This window comes from Azoarcus sp. CIB, from assembly GCF_001190925.1.
Taxonomy (GTDB): Bacteria; Pseudomonadota; Gammaproteobacteria; order Burkholderiales; family Rhodocyclaceae; genus Aromatoleum.
Window position 1 is genome coordinate 1,459,536 of sequence record NZ_CP011072.1, and the last position, 16,487, is coordinate 1,476,022.

13 protein-coding genes are annotated in these 16,487 nt (G+C 62.9%); 12 read left to right on the forward strand and 1 reads right to left on the reverse strand.

What is annotated here, in order from left to right:
- Positions 1–452: 452 nt before the first annotated feature.
- The 4 genes from rdrA to AzCIB_RS06450 all read left to right on the forward strand — a co-directional run bounded on the left by rdrA (position 453) and on the right by AzCIB_RS06450 (position 7,170).
- Entirely contained in the window at positions 453–3,197 is a 2,745-nt protein-coding gene (gene rdrA, locus AzCIB_RS06435; protein WP_050415133.1) for an antiviral RADAR system adenosine triphosphatase RdrA, read from the forward strand.
- Positions 3,197–5,995, forward strand: coding sequence for an antiviral RADAR system adenosine deaminase RdrB (gene rdrB, locus AzCIB_RS06440; RefSeq protein WP_050415134.1), 2,799 nt, complete (start codon positions 3,197–3,199; stop codon positions 5,993–5,995). The genes rdrA and rdrB overlap by 1 nt, the downstream gene beginning before the upstream one ends.
- A 506-nt stretch (positions 5,996–6,501) precedes the next feature.
- Positions 6,502–6,867 carry a hypothetical protein gene (locus AzCIB_RS06445; RefSeq protein WP_050415135.1) on the forward strand — a complete coding sequence of 122 codons (366 nt, stop codon included), beginning with the start codon at positions 6,502–6,504 and terminating at the stop codon, positions 6,865–6,867.
- Between the two features lie 45 nt (positions 6,868–6,912).
- Complete coding sequence (locus AzCIB_RS06450) at positions 6,913–7,170, forward strand: TyrR/PhhR family helix-turn-helix DNA-binding protein (protein ID WP_050415136.1); 258 nt, start codon at positions 6,913–6,915, stop codon at positions 7,168–7,170.
- Positions 7,171–7,242: 72 nt separating this feature from the next.
- Here AzCIB_RS06450 and AzCIB_RS06455 read toward each other — a convergent pair whose 3' ends face one another.
- Positions 7,243–8,196: a LysR family transcriptional regulator gene (locus tag AzCIB_RS06455; protein ID WP_050415137.1), complete on the reverse strand. Its 954-nt coding sequence runs from the start codon at positions 8,194–8,196 to the stop codon at positions 7,243–7,245.
- A 144-nt stretch (positions 8,197–8,340) separates the two neighbouring features.
- Between AzCIB_RS06455 and AzCIB_RS06460 the strand changes: the two genes are divergently transcribed.
- The 8 genes from AzCIB_RS06460 to AzCIB_RS06495 all read left to right on the forward strand — a co-directional run bounded on the left by AzCIB_RS06460 (position 8,341) and on the right by AzCIB_RS06495 (position 16,438).
- Positions 8,341–9,441: an alkene reductase gene (locus tag AzCIB_RS06460; RefSeq protein ID WP_050415138.1), complete on the forward strand. Its 1,101-nt coding sequence runs from the start codon at positions 8,341–8,343 to the stop codon at positions 9,439–9,441.
- A 169-nt stretch (positions 9,442–9,610) separates the two neighbouring features.
- Positions 9,611–10,342 (forward strand): S1 family peptidase, encoded by a 732-nt coding sequence (locus AzCIB_RS06465; protein ID WP_050415139.1) that lies wholly within the window; start codon positions 9,611–9,613, stop codon positions 10,340–10,342.
- Positions 10,343–10,449: 107 nt separating this feature from the next.
- Positions 10,450–11,511: a GGDEF domain-containing protein gene (locus tag AzCIB_RS06470; protein WP_232299375.1), complete on the forward strand. Its 1,062-nt coding sequence runs from the start codon at positions 10,450–10,452 to the stop codon at positions 11,509–11,511.
- Between the two features lie 174 nt (positions 11,512–11,685).
- The gene (locus tag AzCIB_RS06475) at positions 11,686–12,648 is read left to right on the forward strand and encodes an MBL fold metallo-hydrolase (protein WP_050415141.1); all 963 of its coding nucleotides are present in this window, start codon (positions 11,686–11,688) and stop codon (positions 12,646–12,648) included.
- Positions 12,649–12,949: 301 nt separating this feature from the next.
- Complete coding sequence (locus AzCIB_RS06480; RefSeq protein WP_050415142.1) at positions 12,950–14,629, forward strand: FAD-dependent oxidoreductase; 1,680 nt, start codon at positions 12,950–12,952, stop codon at positions 14,627–14,629.
- Between the two features lie 11 nt (positions 14,630–14,640).
- Complete coding sequence (locus tag AzCIB_RS06485) at positions 14,641–14,865, forward strand: DUF2783 domain-containing protein (protein WP_050415143.1); 225 nt, start codon at positions 14,641–14,643, stop codon at positions 14,863–14,865.
- A 20-nt stretch (positions 14,866–14,885) separates the two neighbouring features.
- A complete protein-coding gene (locus tag AzCIB_RS06490; protein WP_050415144.1) occupies positions 14,886–15,431 on the forward strand; it encodes a VOC family protein in 546 nt (181 codons plus the stop codon).
- On the forward strand, positions 15,428–16,438 hold the full coding sequence (locus AzCIB_RS06495) for a fumarylacetoacetate hydrolase family protein (protein ID WP_050415145.1): 1,011 nt from the start codon (positions 15,428–15,430) through the stop codon (positions 16,436–16,438). Before AzCIB_RS06490 ends, AzCIB_RS06495 begins: the two co-directional genes overlap by 4 nt.
- Positions 16,439–16,487 lie beyond the last annotated feature (49 nt).

The window sequence follows — 16,487 nt, forward strand, 5'->3', positions numbered from 1 at the left end:
ACTATGGCTCTTCCCATCTTCCGTGATCCTTGTGTCGAGGGCTGAAGGCAGCCGCGACTAGTCCTTGCTCGTTTGCTCAAGCCGTTCACCGGCCGGCGGGTCCGACCATGTTGCTGCCGCTCGTGAATGCGCAGCCTCCGTCGAGTCATCGGCCTGTGCCGACGGTCAGCGCGAGGCTTCAGCGGGCACCACAGGCAGGTTACGGGCGCCAGTCTTGAACTCGCACTTCCGGCCACAACCGGCCGGCGAATTTCTCTCCCCAACGGTCATTCGAGAGGCTGCTTCGCTCTGAAACCTGCCGGATCGCCTACGGTAGCAGCTTCGCCGCAGCAGTCTTTCTACAGCTGGGTGAATTATTTTGCGGCTTATCGGCTCGTTTTTGCGCTTCATCTCACTATTTCATACGCGCAACGCATTAAAATCCTAAAATTCACCTTACCAGCCAGTACACCGTGACCGATAACTCCAAGCTCTATATCAGCACCACCCAGCAGGAAACGGCCAGCCTGCCCCACCCGAACACCCTACTGGCCCGGGAGGTCTATGATCGCTTGTACACCCTCATCCATGAGGCACAGCGGGAAGCCAGCAAAGCACTGAATGAACCAGACCAGGATTTCGACAGCCGGCGGACCCACAATGCCGTACTGATTGACGGCGCTCGCGGCACCGGCAAGTCAACGGTACTGGTCAATCTGCCCGCCTACCTAAAGCAGCGAGCGAATGCGTCCCACGACCCGAACCAAGGATTGCCTGAAGTCCAGCGCAGCCGAGTACGGCAGAACAAGGATTTGCTGGCACGAGTGCACATTCTGAAGCCGGTGGATCCCACCCTGCTGGAAGAACATGACGATCTGTTCCTGCACGTGATTGTCGCGGCTGTGCTCAGCGACAGCCAAGTACAGCAAGCCCAGCGCAACGAGTCCAATTACCGCGCAATGCTGCGGGCGCTTGAGGAGCTGGCGCACGGGCTGGAAAGCGTGGATGCACAAAAGGAAGAGCGCGGGCTGGACAAGCTGCGCAGCTTTATCGGTCACCGGCAGCTCAATAGCAAGGTGCACGCATTTTTTGGCAGTGTGCTGACACTGCTGGGCAAAGACTTGCTGGTGCTGACCATTGACGATGTCGACACCTCGCTCGACCGGGCATATGAAAACCTGGAAATCGTGCGCCGCTATCTGAACACCCCGCTGGTGTTGCCTATCATCAGCGGCGACCTGGATCTGTATACCGAAGTGATCTGGCGCGAGTTTCACGGCAAGATCGTCAAGCCCACGCCGAAATATGAAGAAGATCAGGCCAGAAATTTGGCAATCGCACTGGCAAGCGAATACCAGCGCAAAATCCTGCCAGTGACCAACCGCCTACGCATGCCCGATATTGCCGAATACCTGTGCGATTTTCAAATCGAGCTGCGCAGTCCCAGCGACGAGCAGGGAGGTCAACCGATAGCCTCACTCGGCGCCTTCCATGCCTGGCTGGAGTGGTTTATTGCCGGCCCGGTCAATGAGCAGGAAAACAGCAGACTTGCGCTGCCCATCCCGTCGATCAGGGCGTTAACACAACTGATCCGGCGCTGTGGCCAAGACCGCCTGCTTGAAGTGATGCCAGGAGAGCTGAGCCAAGCACAAAGTGCTCTAGTCGCCAAGCGTATCGGGCAACTGGCGCCGGGCATTCGTCATGAACTGGTCGACCGATTTGCCGCCGAATATGCTAATGCCACACTAGCCAAAGACCGCGACTTCCGTCCCGCGTACAAGGCCTTTGCCGACGCATGGGAACTGGAAAAGAAGGGCCATAGCAATGCTGGCAGAGGGATCAGTCCGCACAACACACTGCAATTGAGCCAAAGGCTGCGCGAGCAATTCGGCAGCGAATGGGAAGCTGGCCCGACTTGCCTTGTGCTGGAGGCCATACAGCACTGGTATGGTGCAAGCTCGTTCGGCGGCAGCATCCTGGCTACCGCCTTGTTCCTGCCACTAAGCCATGCCGATGCCGCCTATAAAGACTTCAACAAACCGGACTCACTGGCAAGCTGGAGGAGCGCATTGGTCAACCAACTTCCCGGCTATTGGCTGGAGGTAATGGGCCACCGGGAGGTGCTGCTGCCCTACCCGCTACCAGAGAGTGGGCGCTGGGGCCGGCTTAACTGGAATGTCACAAAGTCTGTCAAAGAGCCACAACATCGGTTGCTAATGAAGCTGCTGACTCATCTTAACTATTACAGCGAGTCCGGCCGAGGCACCAAAGTAAATATCGGCCGCCTGTTCGAGCTGCTAGTTACCAGTCTGGTGCGCGACGTGTCGGCACTGGATTTGGTCAATCTCCTCAATCGAGCGCCGTTCCATTCCACCAGCACGCTGGCCCCCACCAAAACCCAGAGCACTGCCCAAAATGAAAATAATGAGGATGGAGAAACAGCAGAAGCCGACCTGGATGAACCGCCGATCGATGCCATCAATACGCTGGTCAATGAAATCCAAGCTTGGCGCAATGAGCACCAGCTAGAGCAGGTGCGTTTCTCACCGTGGCTGGTGTACAACGTGTTCAACAAAGTGTTCAATCAGGCGCAACTGTTCAACCGCAACCAGCGGATTGAATCCACCGACCTCTATCCCAAGGCTGCCCTCCAGATTGGCCTGCACGCCTTTTACAGCATCTGGTCGGCCAGCGGCAGCTTTGAAAAGGGGGCCGTGTTCGGTCTGCCGGCCAGTATTGCGACTGTGAACCTGGAGAGGCCTAGCAACTTCGAACAAAACGCCTTGTTCCGGCAGAACATCCTGCCTTTCTTCCCGCAAGGCGGGATTATTGAGAAAAGCGATGTTGCCAAGTACGGCATGGCGATGCGCGCGCTGACCTATTACCTTGGAAATCATCCTTTGAGGGAGTGGCTAGAAAAAGCAGTCAATACCCAAGGAAATGTTGATGAACGTACTGCAACAATTGCGACCACCACAACTAACGAATTAGCCCCGAACGAACGTGCCAATCGACACCTTCGCAAATTGCTGAAGCTTCCCACCAATACAGCTAATGTAATGCGCAAGAAACTGGAGGCCAGTTTGCAGTCGCTCTCAGTAGATGAAGCCCAACAAGTCCTCAATGAAATGCATGATCAATATCCTGAAACGGAAGCATTGCGCCGACTGGAAGAAGCCTATGGAAAGGTTGTCGCTAATTCGTCGCGCGAATCCTGATGCTCGAACGCTCCCTTCTTGAACTGGTCGGCGGGCAATACTTTTCCAGTGCGGGTCTGGCGAAGACGCTACTGGACTATCTCACCTGCACACCAGCTGCCAGCTGGGCTCCCGATTCGCTGACATCGCTACGCAAAGACTGCCGCGAAGCACTACTGTGCAGCATAGAGCAGGACCGCCCCCGACAGTTCCGCCGGGATGACCTGCGCCGGCTGACCGAAATGCTGACCAAGGAGTCGTTGTTTGTCAGTGGCGAACTGCCGCTGCTGGAGAAACTGTCCAACGAACTGCTGGTGCGGCATGGCGATTACCTGCACTACCGTGATACCGAGGTGCAGGCCTACGCCCGGCTGGCGGTTGATCTAGACCCAGCGCTGTTGGCTGCCTGGCATTTAACCGGCTGGCTTGATGCATTGCCGGTACCCGGTGCCGACGCCATTTGCCGCGTACTCGACCACCAGACGCCGCTGTTTGCCCCGCTCCCCAACCCGGCGATGCCGCATGCCGAGGGACATGTGCACTTGGGTGGTGTGAGTGCCGCTGGGCTGATTCTGAGCGGGCAGTTGCTGGGCACACTGAAAACGAGCGAGAAGGAACATAAGGTGCTGCTGCGGCTGCGCCGCGTGCTGGGTGAGCTGCTGGGTTGGGCGCCCGCGGGCAGCAACTGGCTGACCGGCTCGGAAACCACTGACTGGCAAGCCCGTCTGCGCCAGGCCTGCCGCGACGAACCTAATCTGTCAGGTAAAGGTGATTCGTTGCCGGACTGGGATCTTCTCGCAAAACATCATGCGCTCGCGGTGGCAGGTTCGCCGGAATGGCTGCTGGCTGAGCTGGCGCGGCGCGCCCTTGGGGCGGGCGGGTTGGAGCATTGCTGGCTGTGGTTACTGGTGTTTCTACTGCGGCGTTACCGCGAGCCCGATACCCCGTCGTCGCTGCGCGTAGCCATCCTGTACCTGCTGAGTGAAACCATGCAGCTGCGCCGCCTGCTGATCATGGACAACTTGGGCTTGACCCGCTTTGCCAAGGATTATTTCCCTAGGGCGTTGCGCAAAACAGCAACAAACCGACACTCTCGCTTCGCCAACCTGCGCCATCTGCTGGCCAGCCCAAATGATCTGTTGGAGGCCAAAGGCAGCCCAGAAGTCTTTGGCCCCGAGAGTGTTGCCGAACTCGCCCAGCAACTCGGCCGCACTCTGGGCCAGCCGCTCCGCCCCCGGCTAGCGTTGACGACGGTTCCGCCCAGCCCCCCGGGGGCAGCTGAGCTGGGCTACCTGCGCGCACTGGAGCAATGGCAGTTCTGCGCACACTTTTCCCGCTCTGCTGACAAGGATGGTGAGGACGGCCAGCGGCGTGCGCCGGACATGGCCAAGCGGTGGCAGCAAGGCGAAAAGCTGCAGCAAAGCCTGCAGCGCACCGCCGGCTGGAATCGCCCTGAATTTCTTGGCGGCCGGCTAAATCCGTATTTCCGCTTTGAGCCGGCGCGCTGGCTGCGCGGACTGGACGTAGCCGGCAATGAAAACGATCTGCGGATCGAGTGGTTTGCCCCGCTGCTCCGTTGGCTGCGATTGGGGCTGAAGCCACATGGCCCGGACGCGCAACCCCGCAGCGGCTTTCACCTGAGCATTCATGCAGGTGAAGACTACGCCCACCCGCTCTCTGGCCTGCGTCATGTGGACGAAACAGTTCGCTTTTGCGAGATGCGCGACGGCGACCGGCTGGGCCACGCGCTGGCGCTGGGTATCAAGCCCAAGCGCTGGGTGGCGCAACACGGCGATATGGTACTGCCGGTGGACGAACATTTAGACAATCTGGTCTGGGCCTGGCACCACGCCACCCTGCTCAGCCGGCGCCTGCCGCTCGCCGGGCAGGTGCTTCCGCTTCTGGAGCAGCGCATCCGGCGTATGCAGCGCTATGGCGCCTGGCTGCACCCCCTGGAAATCAACCCCCGGCCGCGAGCTACGACCTCCGCGACAACCTATGCCCCGGCCGGTACGAGGAAGGAACATGAAAATCTGCGGCACTGGGTAAGCCCGCCCGACTGGCGTATCACCCCGGAATTGCTGCTCCAGGCCTGGCTGCTGCGCCGCAATTGCCATTACCGCCTGAGCAAGATCGGCGCGAACCCGGTACTGGGAGCAAAGGAACAGCACGCGGTGCCCGATTTGGCGCGGCTGCAACATGCAGGCACAGATACTGAAGACTGGACGCCGGAGACGCTGTATCGGCGGCGCCACGCGCACCTGGCTCTCGGCAATGCCTCGCCATTTCTGGTGGTGGTGCGCGAGCAGCCCAACGATCGCTGCCACGCCGAACTGGATCGCGCGCCGGAAGAGCCGAACGAGGCGCTGCTGTACGACAGCGATAGTCCGGAAGAACTGCGCTTCATGCATGCGTTGCAGGATTATCTGTTGCACGAGTATGACCGCAAGGGCCTGATCATTGAGACCAACCCGACCTCAAATGTTTACATCGCCCGGGTCGGCAAGCACAGTGAGCACCCGATCTTCCGCTGGAACCCGCCCGACGAATCCACACTGGCCTTCGGTGGCCGGCACAACCGCCACGGCCTGCGCAGCGGTCCGATTCGTGTTCTCGTGAATACCGACGACCCTGGCATCATGCCCACCACACTGCGTACCGAATTTGCGCTGCTGCGCGAAGCCGCCATCGAGCGCGGCATCGCCCGCACGGTGGCTGAGGATTGGCTGGAGCGTCTGCGTCGCTATGGCGTGGAGCAATTTCATCGTCACCACCAGCCAGTATTCACGCTGGAAGCGGCCGATGAGCTGTTCACATGACATACACTTCAGATGGTCCGAAATTCAGGCAAGAGCTGTCGTTGCGTTCTGCTCAGCAGTAAGGCGGCTTTGGGCGAGGGTTTATCAGCGACGGGTCACCGGAAACGACAGCTGTGCTCGGCTTCCTGACTTTCGAACAATGACTCATCATCCGGCAGCTTGGGGTCCGGTCCGGCTGTAGCCCGACATGACAAGCGGTCAATGAGCTCCCTCAGCGCCTGAACGGCAGGTGAGCGTCGCATTGCCGCCCGACACGCATCAGGCCAACTGCTGGCCAGGCCGACGACCTGTAGTTCATGGAAGGTCCACCGGTTAAATCCGCATCAGAAACCTGCCGTGCAGGTCGTTCACGTCGTGCAGGGCTGGATTGCTGCGGTGGGTCGACAACGGGCTACGGACCAACCTGAAAAGATCGGGCCTGTTTGATAGCGTCGGACCATGACATGATTCGCTTGCAGATCCCGCGGGATCTGGCGTATCACACGACGTGATTCAGCCGTTCTTCCATGACACTCGACGGAGATCCCTTGAATACTTGCGTACCAAATGCCAGCCGAAAGTCGCAAATCGATGAAGTTCTTCTTAAGCTTCCTGGCGTCAGAGCAAGGAAGATCAGCGGACTTGACGCCTACTTTGTCGACGACAAGATGTTCGCCTGCATAAGCGGCACCGGCGTCGGACTACGCGTGCCTGCCACCACCGCGATCGAGTTGCAGTTCTCAAGGGGCGACGTCGTCCCATTTCAACCCGGAGGCATGGCAAGTTCGAGGGAATGGATTCAAATCGACCGGGCCGACGCGGCAGACTACGAGCAAGATATTGAACTGTTCCGCGCCTCGCTTGAGTTCGTGAAGGGCGCGCGGACGCGGTAATTTACCGGCCCCGCAGGGGGAGTAGCGGCTTTCGACAGCTGGAACGTGATCTTCCGCGCCGTGACGATGTCGGAACGGCTGGTGATCGGCGCCGACGACCTGGAACTTGCGCAAGCGTCAAACCCCGCCGTGCAAGGCATGACCGGAGAAGTCACGACGCTTGAACAGGCGGTCGCCGACTTCGAGAAGAACCTGTTGCAGCGCCTGTATGGCGACTTTCCGTCCAGCCGGCGACTGGCCAAGCGGCTCGGCGCCTCGCACTCGGCAATTGCCGCCCGCCTGCGTCGCTACGGGATCTGCTGATGCAGCTGGCGCACACGGGCGAGAACCGGACAATTCCGATTCGGAATCCGCACGGTTTTCACGGCCGTGCCGTTATGGTTGCACTGCCCGGGTATCCGTCGTCTCCGCATCCGCGGTCAGCATCTGCGCAATGTCCGGATCGCGGCTGAACGCTTCCGAAAAGTAGTTCACGAAACTGTTCACCTTCAGCGACGGCCGCCGGGCTGGCTGGAAGACGACGTTCAGGGGCAGGGGAGGCGCGCGGTAGCGGGTGAGGATGGGTTTGACGCGGCCGGCGCGCAGGTCGTCGCCGAAAACCCAGATTGGTGAGTAGCTGATGCCGAGCCCTTCGCAGACGGCCTGGCGGATGGCTTCGGAGCTGTTGGACTGGAAGTTGCCGTCGACGCGGACGGTGTGCAGCCGGTCGTCGGCGTCGAGGTAGGACCACTCGTTGATGGCCGTGAGGCCCGTGTAGACGAGGCAGTTGTGCCGCGGCAGCTCATCGAGGCGTTGCGGCTCGCCGTGCCGCTCAAGATAGGCGGGGGAGGCGAGGGTGGCGCGATGGGCTGAGCCGATGCGACGGGCGATCAGTCGGCTGTCCTTGAGTTCGCCGACGCGGAAGGCGACGTCGATGCCGGCCGCGACCAGGTCGACGAAGCCGTCGTCGAGTTGCAGGTGGAGCTTGATCTTCGGATGGCGCGCATAGAAGGCCGCCAGGCGGGGCACGATGTGCAGGCGGCCGAAGGCGACGGGGGCGGCGACGCGCAGGACGCCGGAGATCTCGTGCTCCACGCGGTGCACCTCGAGATGCGCTTCTTCCAGCGTGTCGAGCACCTGCCGGCAGCGCTCGTAGTAGAGCTGGCCCGCTTCGGTGAGCGAGTGGCTGCGCGAGGAGCGGACGAGGAGGGGTGCGCCGACGAGCTTTTCGAGGGCCTGCACCTGCTTGCTGACGGCCGACTGTGTGGTGTGCGCTTCGCGCGCGACGGCCGAGAAATTGCCCGTCTCGACGACGCGGACGAAGGTCTCCATCAGGCGCATGCGATCCATGGCGGCTCCTGACTATTCCTGTTGGGAATAGATGCTATCACCGATTCGGGCTACTCCATTGGATCAGGCATGGACATAATCGTGGCAAGTCGATCAGGCGACTGATCCCGTTCCCGATTGCGATTCACGAAGGAAGCCCGACCCATGAACACTACCCGCAAGCTTTTCCAGCCCGCCCGCATCGGCGACATCGAGGTCGCCAACCGCGTCGTGATGGCGCCGCTGACGCGCAGCCGCGCCGACGAGGCCGCCGGCGACATCCCCGGCAGCACGATGAACGTCGAGTACTACCGCCAGCGCAGCAACGCGGGCCTGATCATCAGCGAGGGCACGCAGGTATCGCCGGTGGGCAAGGGCTACATGGCGACGCCGGGCATCTATTCGGATGCGCAGGTCGAGGGCTGGAAGGCGATCACGCAGGCGGTACACGAAGCCGGCTCGAAGATCGTCGCGCAGATCTGGCACGTCGGGCGCATCACGCACCCGGACCTCACGGGTGGTGCCCAGCCGGTTGGCCCGTCGGCGGTGAAGCCCAAGGTCGTGGCCTACACGCACAACGGCAAGGTCGAGGTGCCGGAACCGCGAGCGTTGAGCGTCGAGGAGATCGCCGAGGTCGTGCAGGAATTCCGGCGTGCCGCCGCGAACGCGATCCGCGCGGGCTTCGACGGCGTAGAGATCCACGGCGCCAACGGCTATCTGGTCGATCAGTTCCTGCGCGATGGCGCGAACCGGCGCACCGACCAGTACGGCGGCTCGGTGGAGAACCGTACCCGCTTCGCGCTCGAAGTGATCGACGCGGTGATCGCCGAGGTCGGCGCGGGCCGCGTCGGCATCCGCCTGTCGCCGGTCACCCCCGCGAACGACCTGTCCGACAGCAACCCGCAGGCGGTGTTCGGCCATCTCGTCGAGGAATTGAACAAGCGCGGCATCGCGTTCATCCATTTCGTGGAAGGCGCCACCGGCGGTCCGCGCGACGTACCGGGCTTCGACTTCGCATGGGCGCGCCGGACGTTCAAGGGCACCTACATCGCCAACAACGGCTACGACGGTGCGATGGCGGTCGAGGCCGTGGAATCGGGCCGGGCCGATGCGGTGGCTTTCGGCCGGCTGTTCATCGCGAATCCCGACCTGGTGCCGCGCCTGAAGCGCAATGCGCCGCTCAACACGCCGAACCCGAAGACCTTCTACGCGCCCGGACCGGAAGGCTATATCGACTACCCGGCGTTGGAGGCGGTCGCGGCGTAACCCTGCGGGCCGCACGGTGGTAATCTGGCCATAGCCTCTGCGGGAATGGCACATCGCGGAACGCGCGGCGCGGGTCGTTCGCCCCTTCGCCGTGCGCGCGAGTGCGAGGAAGATCCCTTGTCGCGGCCGGATTCCGCCCGGTCACGCAGCCCATCACGGCGCACCGCGAATGATCGAGCCCCTTCTCCTGACGACCGTGCGCATCGTCACCTTCGATGGCCAGCGGCAACTGACCAATGCCAGCGGATTCTTCTTCGGGGACGATCAGCGCCTCTTCCTCGTCACGAGCGGGCACGTGCTATTCGACAAGCCCGCCCGGCACTTCCCGGACCGGATCGAACTGGAGCTGCACAACAACCCGGACAATCTCGCGGAATCGACGGGTTTTTCGATACCTCTTTATCGCGATGGCCGGAGCCTGTGGCGCCAGGGGTTCGACGCAGCGGGCGGCATCGATGTGGCGGTCGTCGAGATCGATCGCGGGGCGTTGCCTGCGACCACCGTTTATCGCGCCTTCACGCAGGCGCATCTGCCGGGCCGGCTCGATCACGTTGAAATCGGCACCTCGCTGCTGATCGTAGGCTTTCCGCTCGGCTTTCACGACACCTTGCACCACATGCCGGTGGTGCGTCAGGCGGTCGTGGCATCGTCGTTCGGATTGCGTTTCCAGGGGGAGGGCTATTTTCTTACGGATGCGCGCACCCACCGTGGCACCAGCGGTGCGCCCGTGGTCATGCGCGTGGCCAATCCGCCTCCCGACTTTGGCGATCTGCCGTGGATGCTGCTCGGTGTGCATTCGGCCCGGCTCGATGTCGGCACGCGCGATCTCCAGCTCGACGAGGCACTGGGTCTGAACTGCGCCTGGTACCCGGATATTCTGCTAACGTTGGTCCAGTCCTGACTGCTTGCAGGCGCCGGCGGGTCGTTCATGCCGGCCTTTGTCGCTCGACGTCGCAGGGCAATCACTGAGGGAGAACTGCGATGGCACAGGGACCAGCGGAGAGTTCCGTGGTGCTGCGACGCCTGCTTGCCCTTGCGCGTGATTTCTTGCAGGCCCCCGACCTGGGGGGAATCCTCGAACTGGCGGGGCGGGCCATCCCGGACCTTCTCCATTCGGACGGGAGCCTTTTGCTCGTGCATGACGGCGAGCGCGAGTTCGTCACGGAGTTCGGCCGTCACCGCAGGCCCATGCCGACGCCGGAAGCGTCGGCGTTGCTGCGACATGCGCGACGCGCCATGGCCGACCGGACGCCGATCCTGCTTCCCGAGATTGCGCCGGATTCCGGCATGCGTGAGGACGAACTCACTGCGTTGGGCATTGCGAGCCTGATTGCATACCCGTTTCCGCCGGTCAGGCCCGTGGGGGCGCTGGTGTCGGTGTGGTATCGACAGGGGTACCGGAAGGAGCTCGCACGCCTGATTCCGACCCTGCGCCTGCTCGGCGAGATCACCGGAGCGGCTCTCGGCAATGTTAGCTCCCGGAAGATGCTCGAAGACCGCATCGTCACAAAGTCGAGCGAGATTGAAGAGGCCGCCCGTCTTCACGCGGTCGAGTTGCTGAGGCGGGACTCCGTGGAAGAGGAAATCCACAGGATCTCGGTGACGGACGTGATGACCGGCCTCCTGAACCGGCGAGGTTTTTTCCTTCACGCCGAACGTAGTTACAAGCTTGCCCGCCGCCAGCAGGTGCCAAGCGTCCTTGTGTTCATCGATATCGATGGCTTGAAGGCAATCAACGACGCATATGGGCACGATGTCGGCGATGACCTCATCGAGGATATGGGGCACATACTGCGGAAATGCTTTCGTGACGCCGACGTGCTTGCCCGTATCGGTGGCGACGAGTTTGCCGTGTTCACGATCGATACGTCGCAGCCGGACGTGCTCCTGGCCCGGATGCAGCAAAGCCTCGCGGACTATACGCTGCGATCGGACTGTCCCTACCGGATCTCGTTCAGCACCGGAATCGTGCAGTGTGACCCGGCGTCCGAACTGAGCCTCTCCGACCATCTCCTTCGGGCGGACCAGTTGATGTATGCCCAGAAACGGAAGCGGTTCCCCGAGAGCTGAAACGCCGATCGGGGTGAGAGCGTGATCGGCGTTCGCGCGCTCGCGCATTGAACAGCGAGACCACGAGCCGGCTGCGCTCGGTTTTGAGTTTGTGAATAGCAAATCGGTTGCGTATAGACGAATTTGTGTCTAGGATTCATATCGTCCACCCATCCCGACAGAGACCCCAAAATCATGACCACCAAAAAATTCGCCTCGCAGGCCGACCTCGAAGAAAAGCAGATCAGCTGGGACAAGCTTTCCGACAACGCCTACGCCTATACGGCCGAAGGCGACCCGAACACCGGCGTGATCATCGGTGACGACGGCGTGATGATCATCGACGCCACCGCGACGCCGGTCGCGGCACAGGGCGTGATCGCCAAGGTGCGCGAGATCACCGACAAGCCGATCAAGTACGTCGTGCTGACGCACTACCACGCGGTGCGCGTGCTGGGTGCCTCCGGCTACAAGTCCGAAGGGCTCGAGCAGATCATTGCCAGTCGCGACACCTGGGACTTGATCGTCGAGCGCGGCCAGCAGGACATGGATTCCGAGATCGGCCGCTTCCCGCGTCTTTTCCAGGCGGTCGAGAGCGTGCCGGGGCTGACCTGGCCGACGATCACCTTCGAAGGCGAGATGTCCCTGTGGATGGGCAAGCTTGAAGTGAAGATCAAGCAGATCGGCCGCGGCCACACCAAGGGCGACACCATCGTCTACCTGCCGTCGCAGAACATCTGTTTCTCGGGCGACCTCGTCGAGGCCGACGCGGCCTGCTACACGGGCGACGCCTACCTCGCCGACTGGCCGCAGACGCTGGACAACCTGGCCGCGATGAAATTCGACAAGCTGGTCCCGGGCCGCGGCCCGGCGCTGATCGGACGCGAAGCGGTCGACGCGGGCCTCGCCTACACCCGTGATTTCGTGTCGACGCTGTATCGCAGCGCACAGGAGGCGGTCGGGCAGGGCATGGACCTGAAGGCGACGATGGCGCACACGCGCAAGAACATGGACCCGAAGTTCGGGCAGGTCTTCATCTACGAGCACTGCCTGCCCTTCGACGTGACGCGCGCGCACGACGAGGCGAGCGGCATCCGTGACCCGCGCATCTGGACGGCCGAGCGCGACCGGCAGATGTGGCATTCGCTGCAGGAGTGACCGTGTGGTGGTGTTGAGCCGGCGTCATATGACGTGTGCTCGGGCACGTTCTTCCTCCCCCTTCAAGGGGGGAGGTTAGGAGGGGGATGGGTTTCTGCGGCGTCTGCTTAACCCATCCCCACCCCAACCCTCCCCTTGAAGGGGAGGGAGTGACCGTGCAGTACTCGTGCTGACATCACGTAATTGCTACCCCGGCTGAGCAATCAACCGATCAGAGTCGCGCCCTCACGGGCGCCGGACTCCGGGCCGAAGCACGCCAAGAGGCAGGCCCGGAGACGTGAAACAAACGGAGGAGACACCCGTGCTGAGCACGTTCCAATACCCGAAGTTCGAGTACGTCCGACCGCCCGAGATCGCCGAAGCGCGTGACGGGCACTATCCGGTCGTGATTGTCGGTGCCGGCCCCGTCGGCCTGACTGCCGCGATCGACCTCGCCCAGCAGGGGCAGCGCGTGCTGCTGCTCGACAACGACGACACGGTGTCCATAGGCTCGCGCGGCGTGTGCTACGCGAAGCGCACCCTCGAAGTGCTCGACCGCCTCGGCTGCGCCGAAGAGATGGTGCAGAAGGGCGTGTCGTGGAACGTCGGTCGCACCTTCTTCCGCGAGGAGGAAGTGTTCAACTTCAACCTGTGCCCCGAGCCGGACCATCACCGGCCGGGCATGATCAACCTCCAGCAGTATTACCTGGAAGACGACCTGATCAAGCGTGCGCGCCAGCTGCCGAACCTCGAGATCCGCTTCAGGAACAACGTGATCGGGGTGACCCCTGACGCGGAGCAGGCGACCTTGCGTGTCGAGACGCCGGACGGCGCCTATACGCTGTCCGCCGACTGGCTGATCGTCGCCGACGGTGCGCGCAGCCCGATCCGCACGATGCTGGGCCTGGACATCGACGGGAAGATCTTCATGGATCGCTTCCTGATCGCCGACGTCGTGATGAAGGCGGACTTCCCGACCGAGCGCTGGTTCTGGTTCGATCCGCCGTTCCATCGCAATCAGTCGGTGCTGCTGCACCGCCAGGCCGACAACGTCTTCCGCATCGATTTCCAGCTCGGCTGGAACGTCGATCCGGAGGAAGAGAAGAAGCCCGAGAACGTGATCCCACGCATCAAGGCGATGCTCGCAGATGACGGAAACGAGGACAGGGAATTCGAGCTCGAGTGGGTCAGCGTCTACACCTTCCAGTGTCGCCGCATGAATCGCTTCAACCACGGCCGCGTACTCTTCGTCGGCGATGCGGGGCACCAGGTCTCGCCCTTCGGTGCGCGCGGCGCCAACTCCGGTATCCAGGACACCGACAACCTGGTGTGGAAGCTGAAGCTCGTGATGGACGGCAAGGCGCCGGCGACGCTGCTCGACACCTACTCGGACGAGCGCTGCTACGCCGCCGACGAGAACATCATGAACTCGACACGCTCGACGGACTTCATCACACCGAAGAGTGCCGTCAGCAAGACGTTCCGCAACGCGGTGCTGGGGCTCGCCGAGCAATTCCCGTTCGCCCGCGCGCTGGTCAACTCCGGGCGGCTGTCGGTGCCAAGCTTCCTTGCCGATTCGCGCCTGAACACGGGCGATTCGGACGTGTTCGCCGGCAACATGATTCCCGGTGCGCCGATGGACGACGCGCCGGTCGCGGTTGCCGACGGCACGCACTGGCTGCTCGGTGCGGTCGGCAACCGCTTCCAGTTGCTGCACTACGTCCCGAATGCGGGCGCGCTGGATGCGGCGACCGCCCAGTCGCTCCGCAGCCTGATCGACGCGCCGATTCCGGTCGAAGCGATCGTCGTCGCCGAACGCGGCACAGCACCCGCCGGCTTGAAGACCCTGATCGACGTGAAGGGCCGCGTGCGCGAGCGCTACGATCTGCGCGAAGGCACGAGTTACCTCGTCCGCCCCGACCAGCACGTCGCCGCGCGCTGGCGCGCGCTCGACCTCGCCCAAGTGCGTGCCGCCGTGGCGCGCGCCACCTGCAACGCCTGATGGAGACCGCCATGGCCCTCAACACGCAACCGAACCTGCACGAACCCGGCAAGCGCCACTTCCGCGCCTTCTCGCCCGGCGACGACTTCTACGAGGCGCTGATCGAGACGCACCGCGACCTGACGGACGAGCAGAGCGCGATGGTGAACGCTCGCCTGATCCTGCTGCTCGCGAATCACATTGGCGACATCTCGGTGCTGCGCGACGCGATGAAGATCGCGCGCGAAGGCGTCTGAGAATGAATACGGAGACAAGAATGCTAATCCAGAAGATCCACCACGTGGCCTACCGTTGCCACGACGCACTCGCGACCGCGCGCTGGTACGAGAAGCACCTCGGGATGAAGCTGATCCTGTCGATCGCCGAGGACGCCGTGCCCTCGACCGGCGAAGCCGATCCCTACATGCACATCTTCCTCGACGCCGGCATGGGCAACGTCCTCGCCTTCTTCGAGCTGCCGACCCGTCCGAAGATGGGCCGCGACGAGAACACCCCGGCGTGGACGCAGCACCTCGCGCTGCAGGTCGAGTCCGTCGAGGTGCTGCTGGCCGCCAAGGCGCGCCTCGAAGCCGAAGGCATCGACGTGATCGGGCCGACCGACCACGCGCTGTTCCAGTCGATCTACTTCTTCGACCCGAACGGCCATCGTCTGGAACTCGCCGCGAACACGGCGTTGCCCAAGATGCTGGAGGCGCTCGACGACGTGAAGTGGGCGATGCTCGAAGAGTGGGCACAGACCAAGAAGGCGCCGAAGCACGCGGCGTGGATGCACGACGGCAGCTACAAGGAGATGTTCAAGTGAAACTCGCGACCCTCAAGCAAGGCGGCCGCGACGGCACGCTCGTCGTCGTCAGCCGCGACCTGACCCGCTGCCGCGCCGTCCCCGCGATCGCCCGCACGCTGCAGGCCGCGCTCGACAACTGGTCCGACTGCGAGGCGCAGCTGCGCCAGGTGTACGAGGCGCTCAACAGCGGCGCCGTGGATTCGCTTCCCTTCGACGAATCCGCCTGCCACTCGCCGTTGCCGCGCGCCTACCAGTGGGCGGACGGCTCGGCCTACCTCAACCACGTCGAGCTCGTGCGCAAGGCGCGCAATTCGGAAGTGCCCGAGAGCTTCTACACCGACCCGCTGATGTACCAGGGCGGTTCGGACAGCTTCATCGGCCCGCGCGACAAGGTCGTCGCCGACGAGAGCTGGGGCATCGACTTCGAGGCCGAGGTGACGGTCGTGACCGGCGACGTGCCGATGGGCGCGACGGCCGAAGAGGCCGCGAAGGCGATCCGGCTCGTGATGCTGGTGAACGACGTCAGCCTGCGCGGCCTGATCCCGAACGAACTGGCGAAGGGCTTCGGCTTCTTCCAGTCCAAGCCTGCGTCGGCGTTCTCGCCGGTCGCCGTGACGCCCGACGAGTTGGGCGACGCGTGGCGCGACGCCAAGGTCCATCTGCCGCTCGTCGTGCATCTCAACGACCGGCTCTTCGGCAAACCGAACGCCGGCGTTGACGTGAGCTTCAGCTTCGGCCAGCTCGTCGCGCATGTCGCGAAGACGCGCGAGCTCGAAGCGGGCTCGATCATCGGTTCCGGCACGGTGTCGAACAAGGCGGGCGATCTGTGGGGCTCGTCGATCGAGCACGGCGGTGTCGGCTACTGCTGCCTCGCCGAGGTGCGTACCTGGGAGACGATCGAGCAGGGCAAGCCCGCAACGCCCTTCATGCGCAGCGGGGACACCGTGCGCATCGAGATGTTCGACGCCGCCGGCCGCAGCATCTTCGGCCGCATCGAAAACACCGTCGCTGCGCTCGCCGGCTGAGCGGAGCGCGAGGCTCGACTGCCCCGCTCGCGGCGCTACGCGCGATGCT

Excerpts from the sequence above, each read along its gene's own strand:
- rdrB (WP_050415134.1), top strand. The coding sequence starts at position 3,197 with ATGCTCGAACGCTCCCTTCTTGAACTGGTCGGCGGGCAATACTTTTCC.
- AzCIB_RS06445 (WP_050415135.1), top strand. The coding sequence starts at position 6,502 with ATGACACTCGACGGAGATCCCTTGAATACTTGCGTACCAAATGCCAGC.
- AzCIB_RS06455 (WP_050415137.1), bottom strand. The coding sequence starts at position 8,196 with ATGGATCGCATGCGCCTGATGGAGACCTTCGTCCGCGTCGTCGAGACG.
- AzCIB_RS06460 (WP_050415138.1), top strand. The coding sequence starts at position 8,341 with ATGAACACTACCCGCAAGCTTTTCCAGCCCGCCCGCATCGGCGACATC.
- AzCIB_RS06465 (WP_050415139.1), top strand. The coding sequence starts at position 9,611 with ATGATCGAGCCCCTTCTCCTGACGACCGTGCGCATCGTCACCTTCGAT.
- AzCIB_RS06475 (WP_050415141.1), top strand. The coding sequence starts at position 11,686 with ATGACCACCAAAAAATTCGCCTCGCAGGCCGACCTCGAAGAAAAGCAG.
- AzCIB_RS06485 (WP_050415143.1), top strand. The coding sequence starts at position 14,641 with ATGGCCCTCAACACGCAACCGAACCTGCACGAACCCGGCAAGCGCCAC.
- AzCIB_RS06490 (WP_050415144.1), top strand. The coding sequence starts at position 14,886 with ATGCTAATCCAGAAGATCCACCACGTGGCCTACCGTTGCCACGACGCA.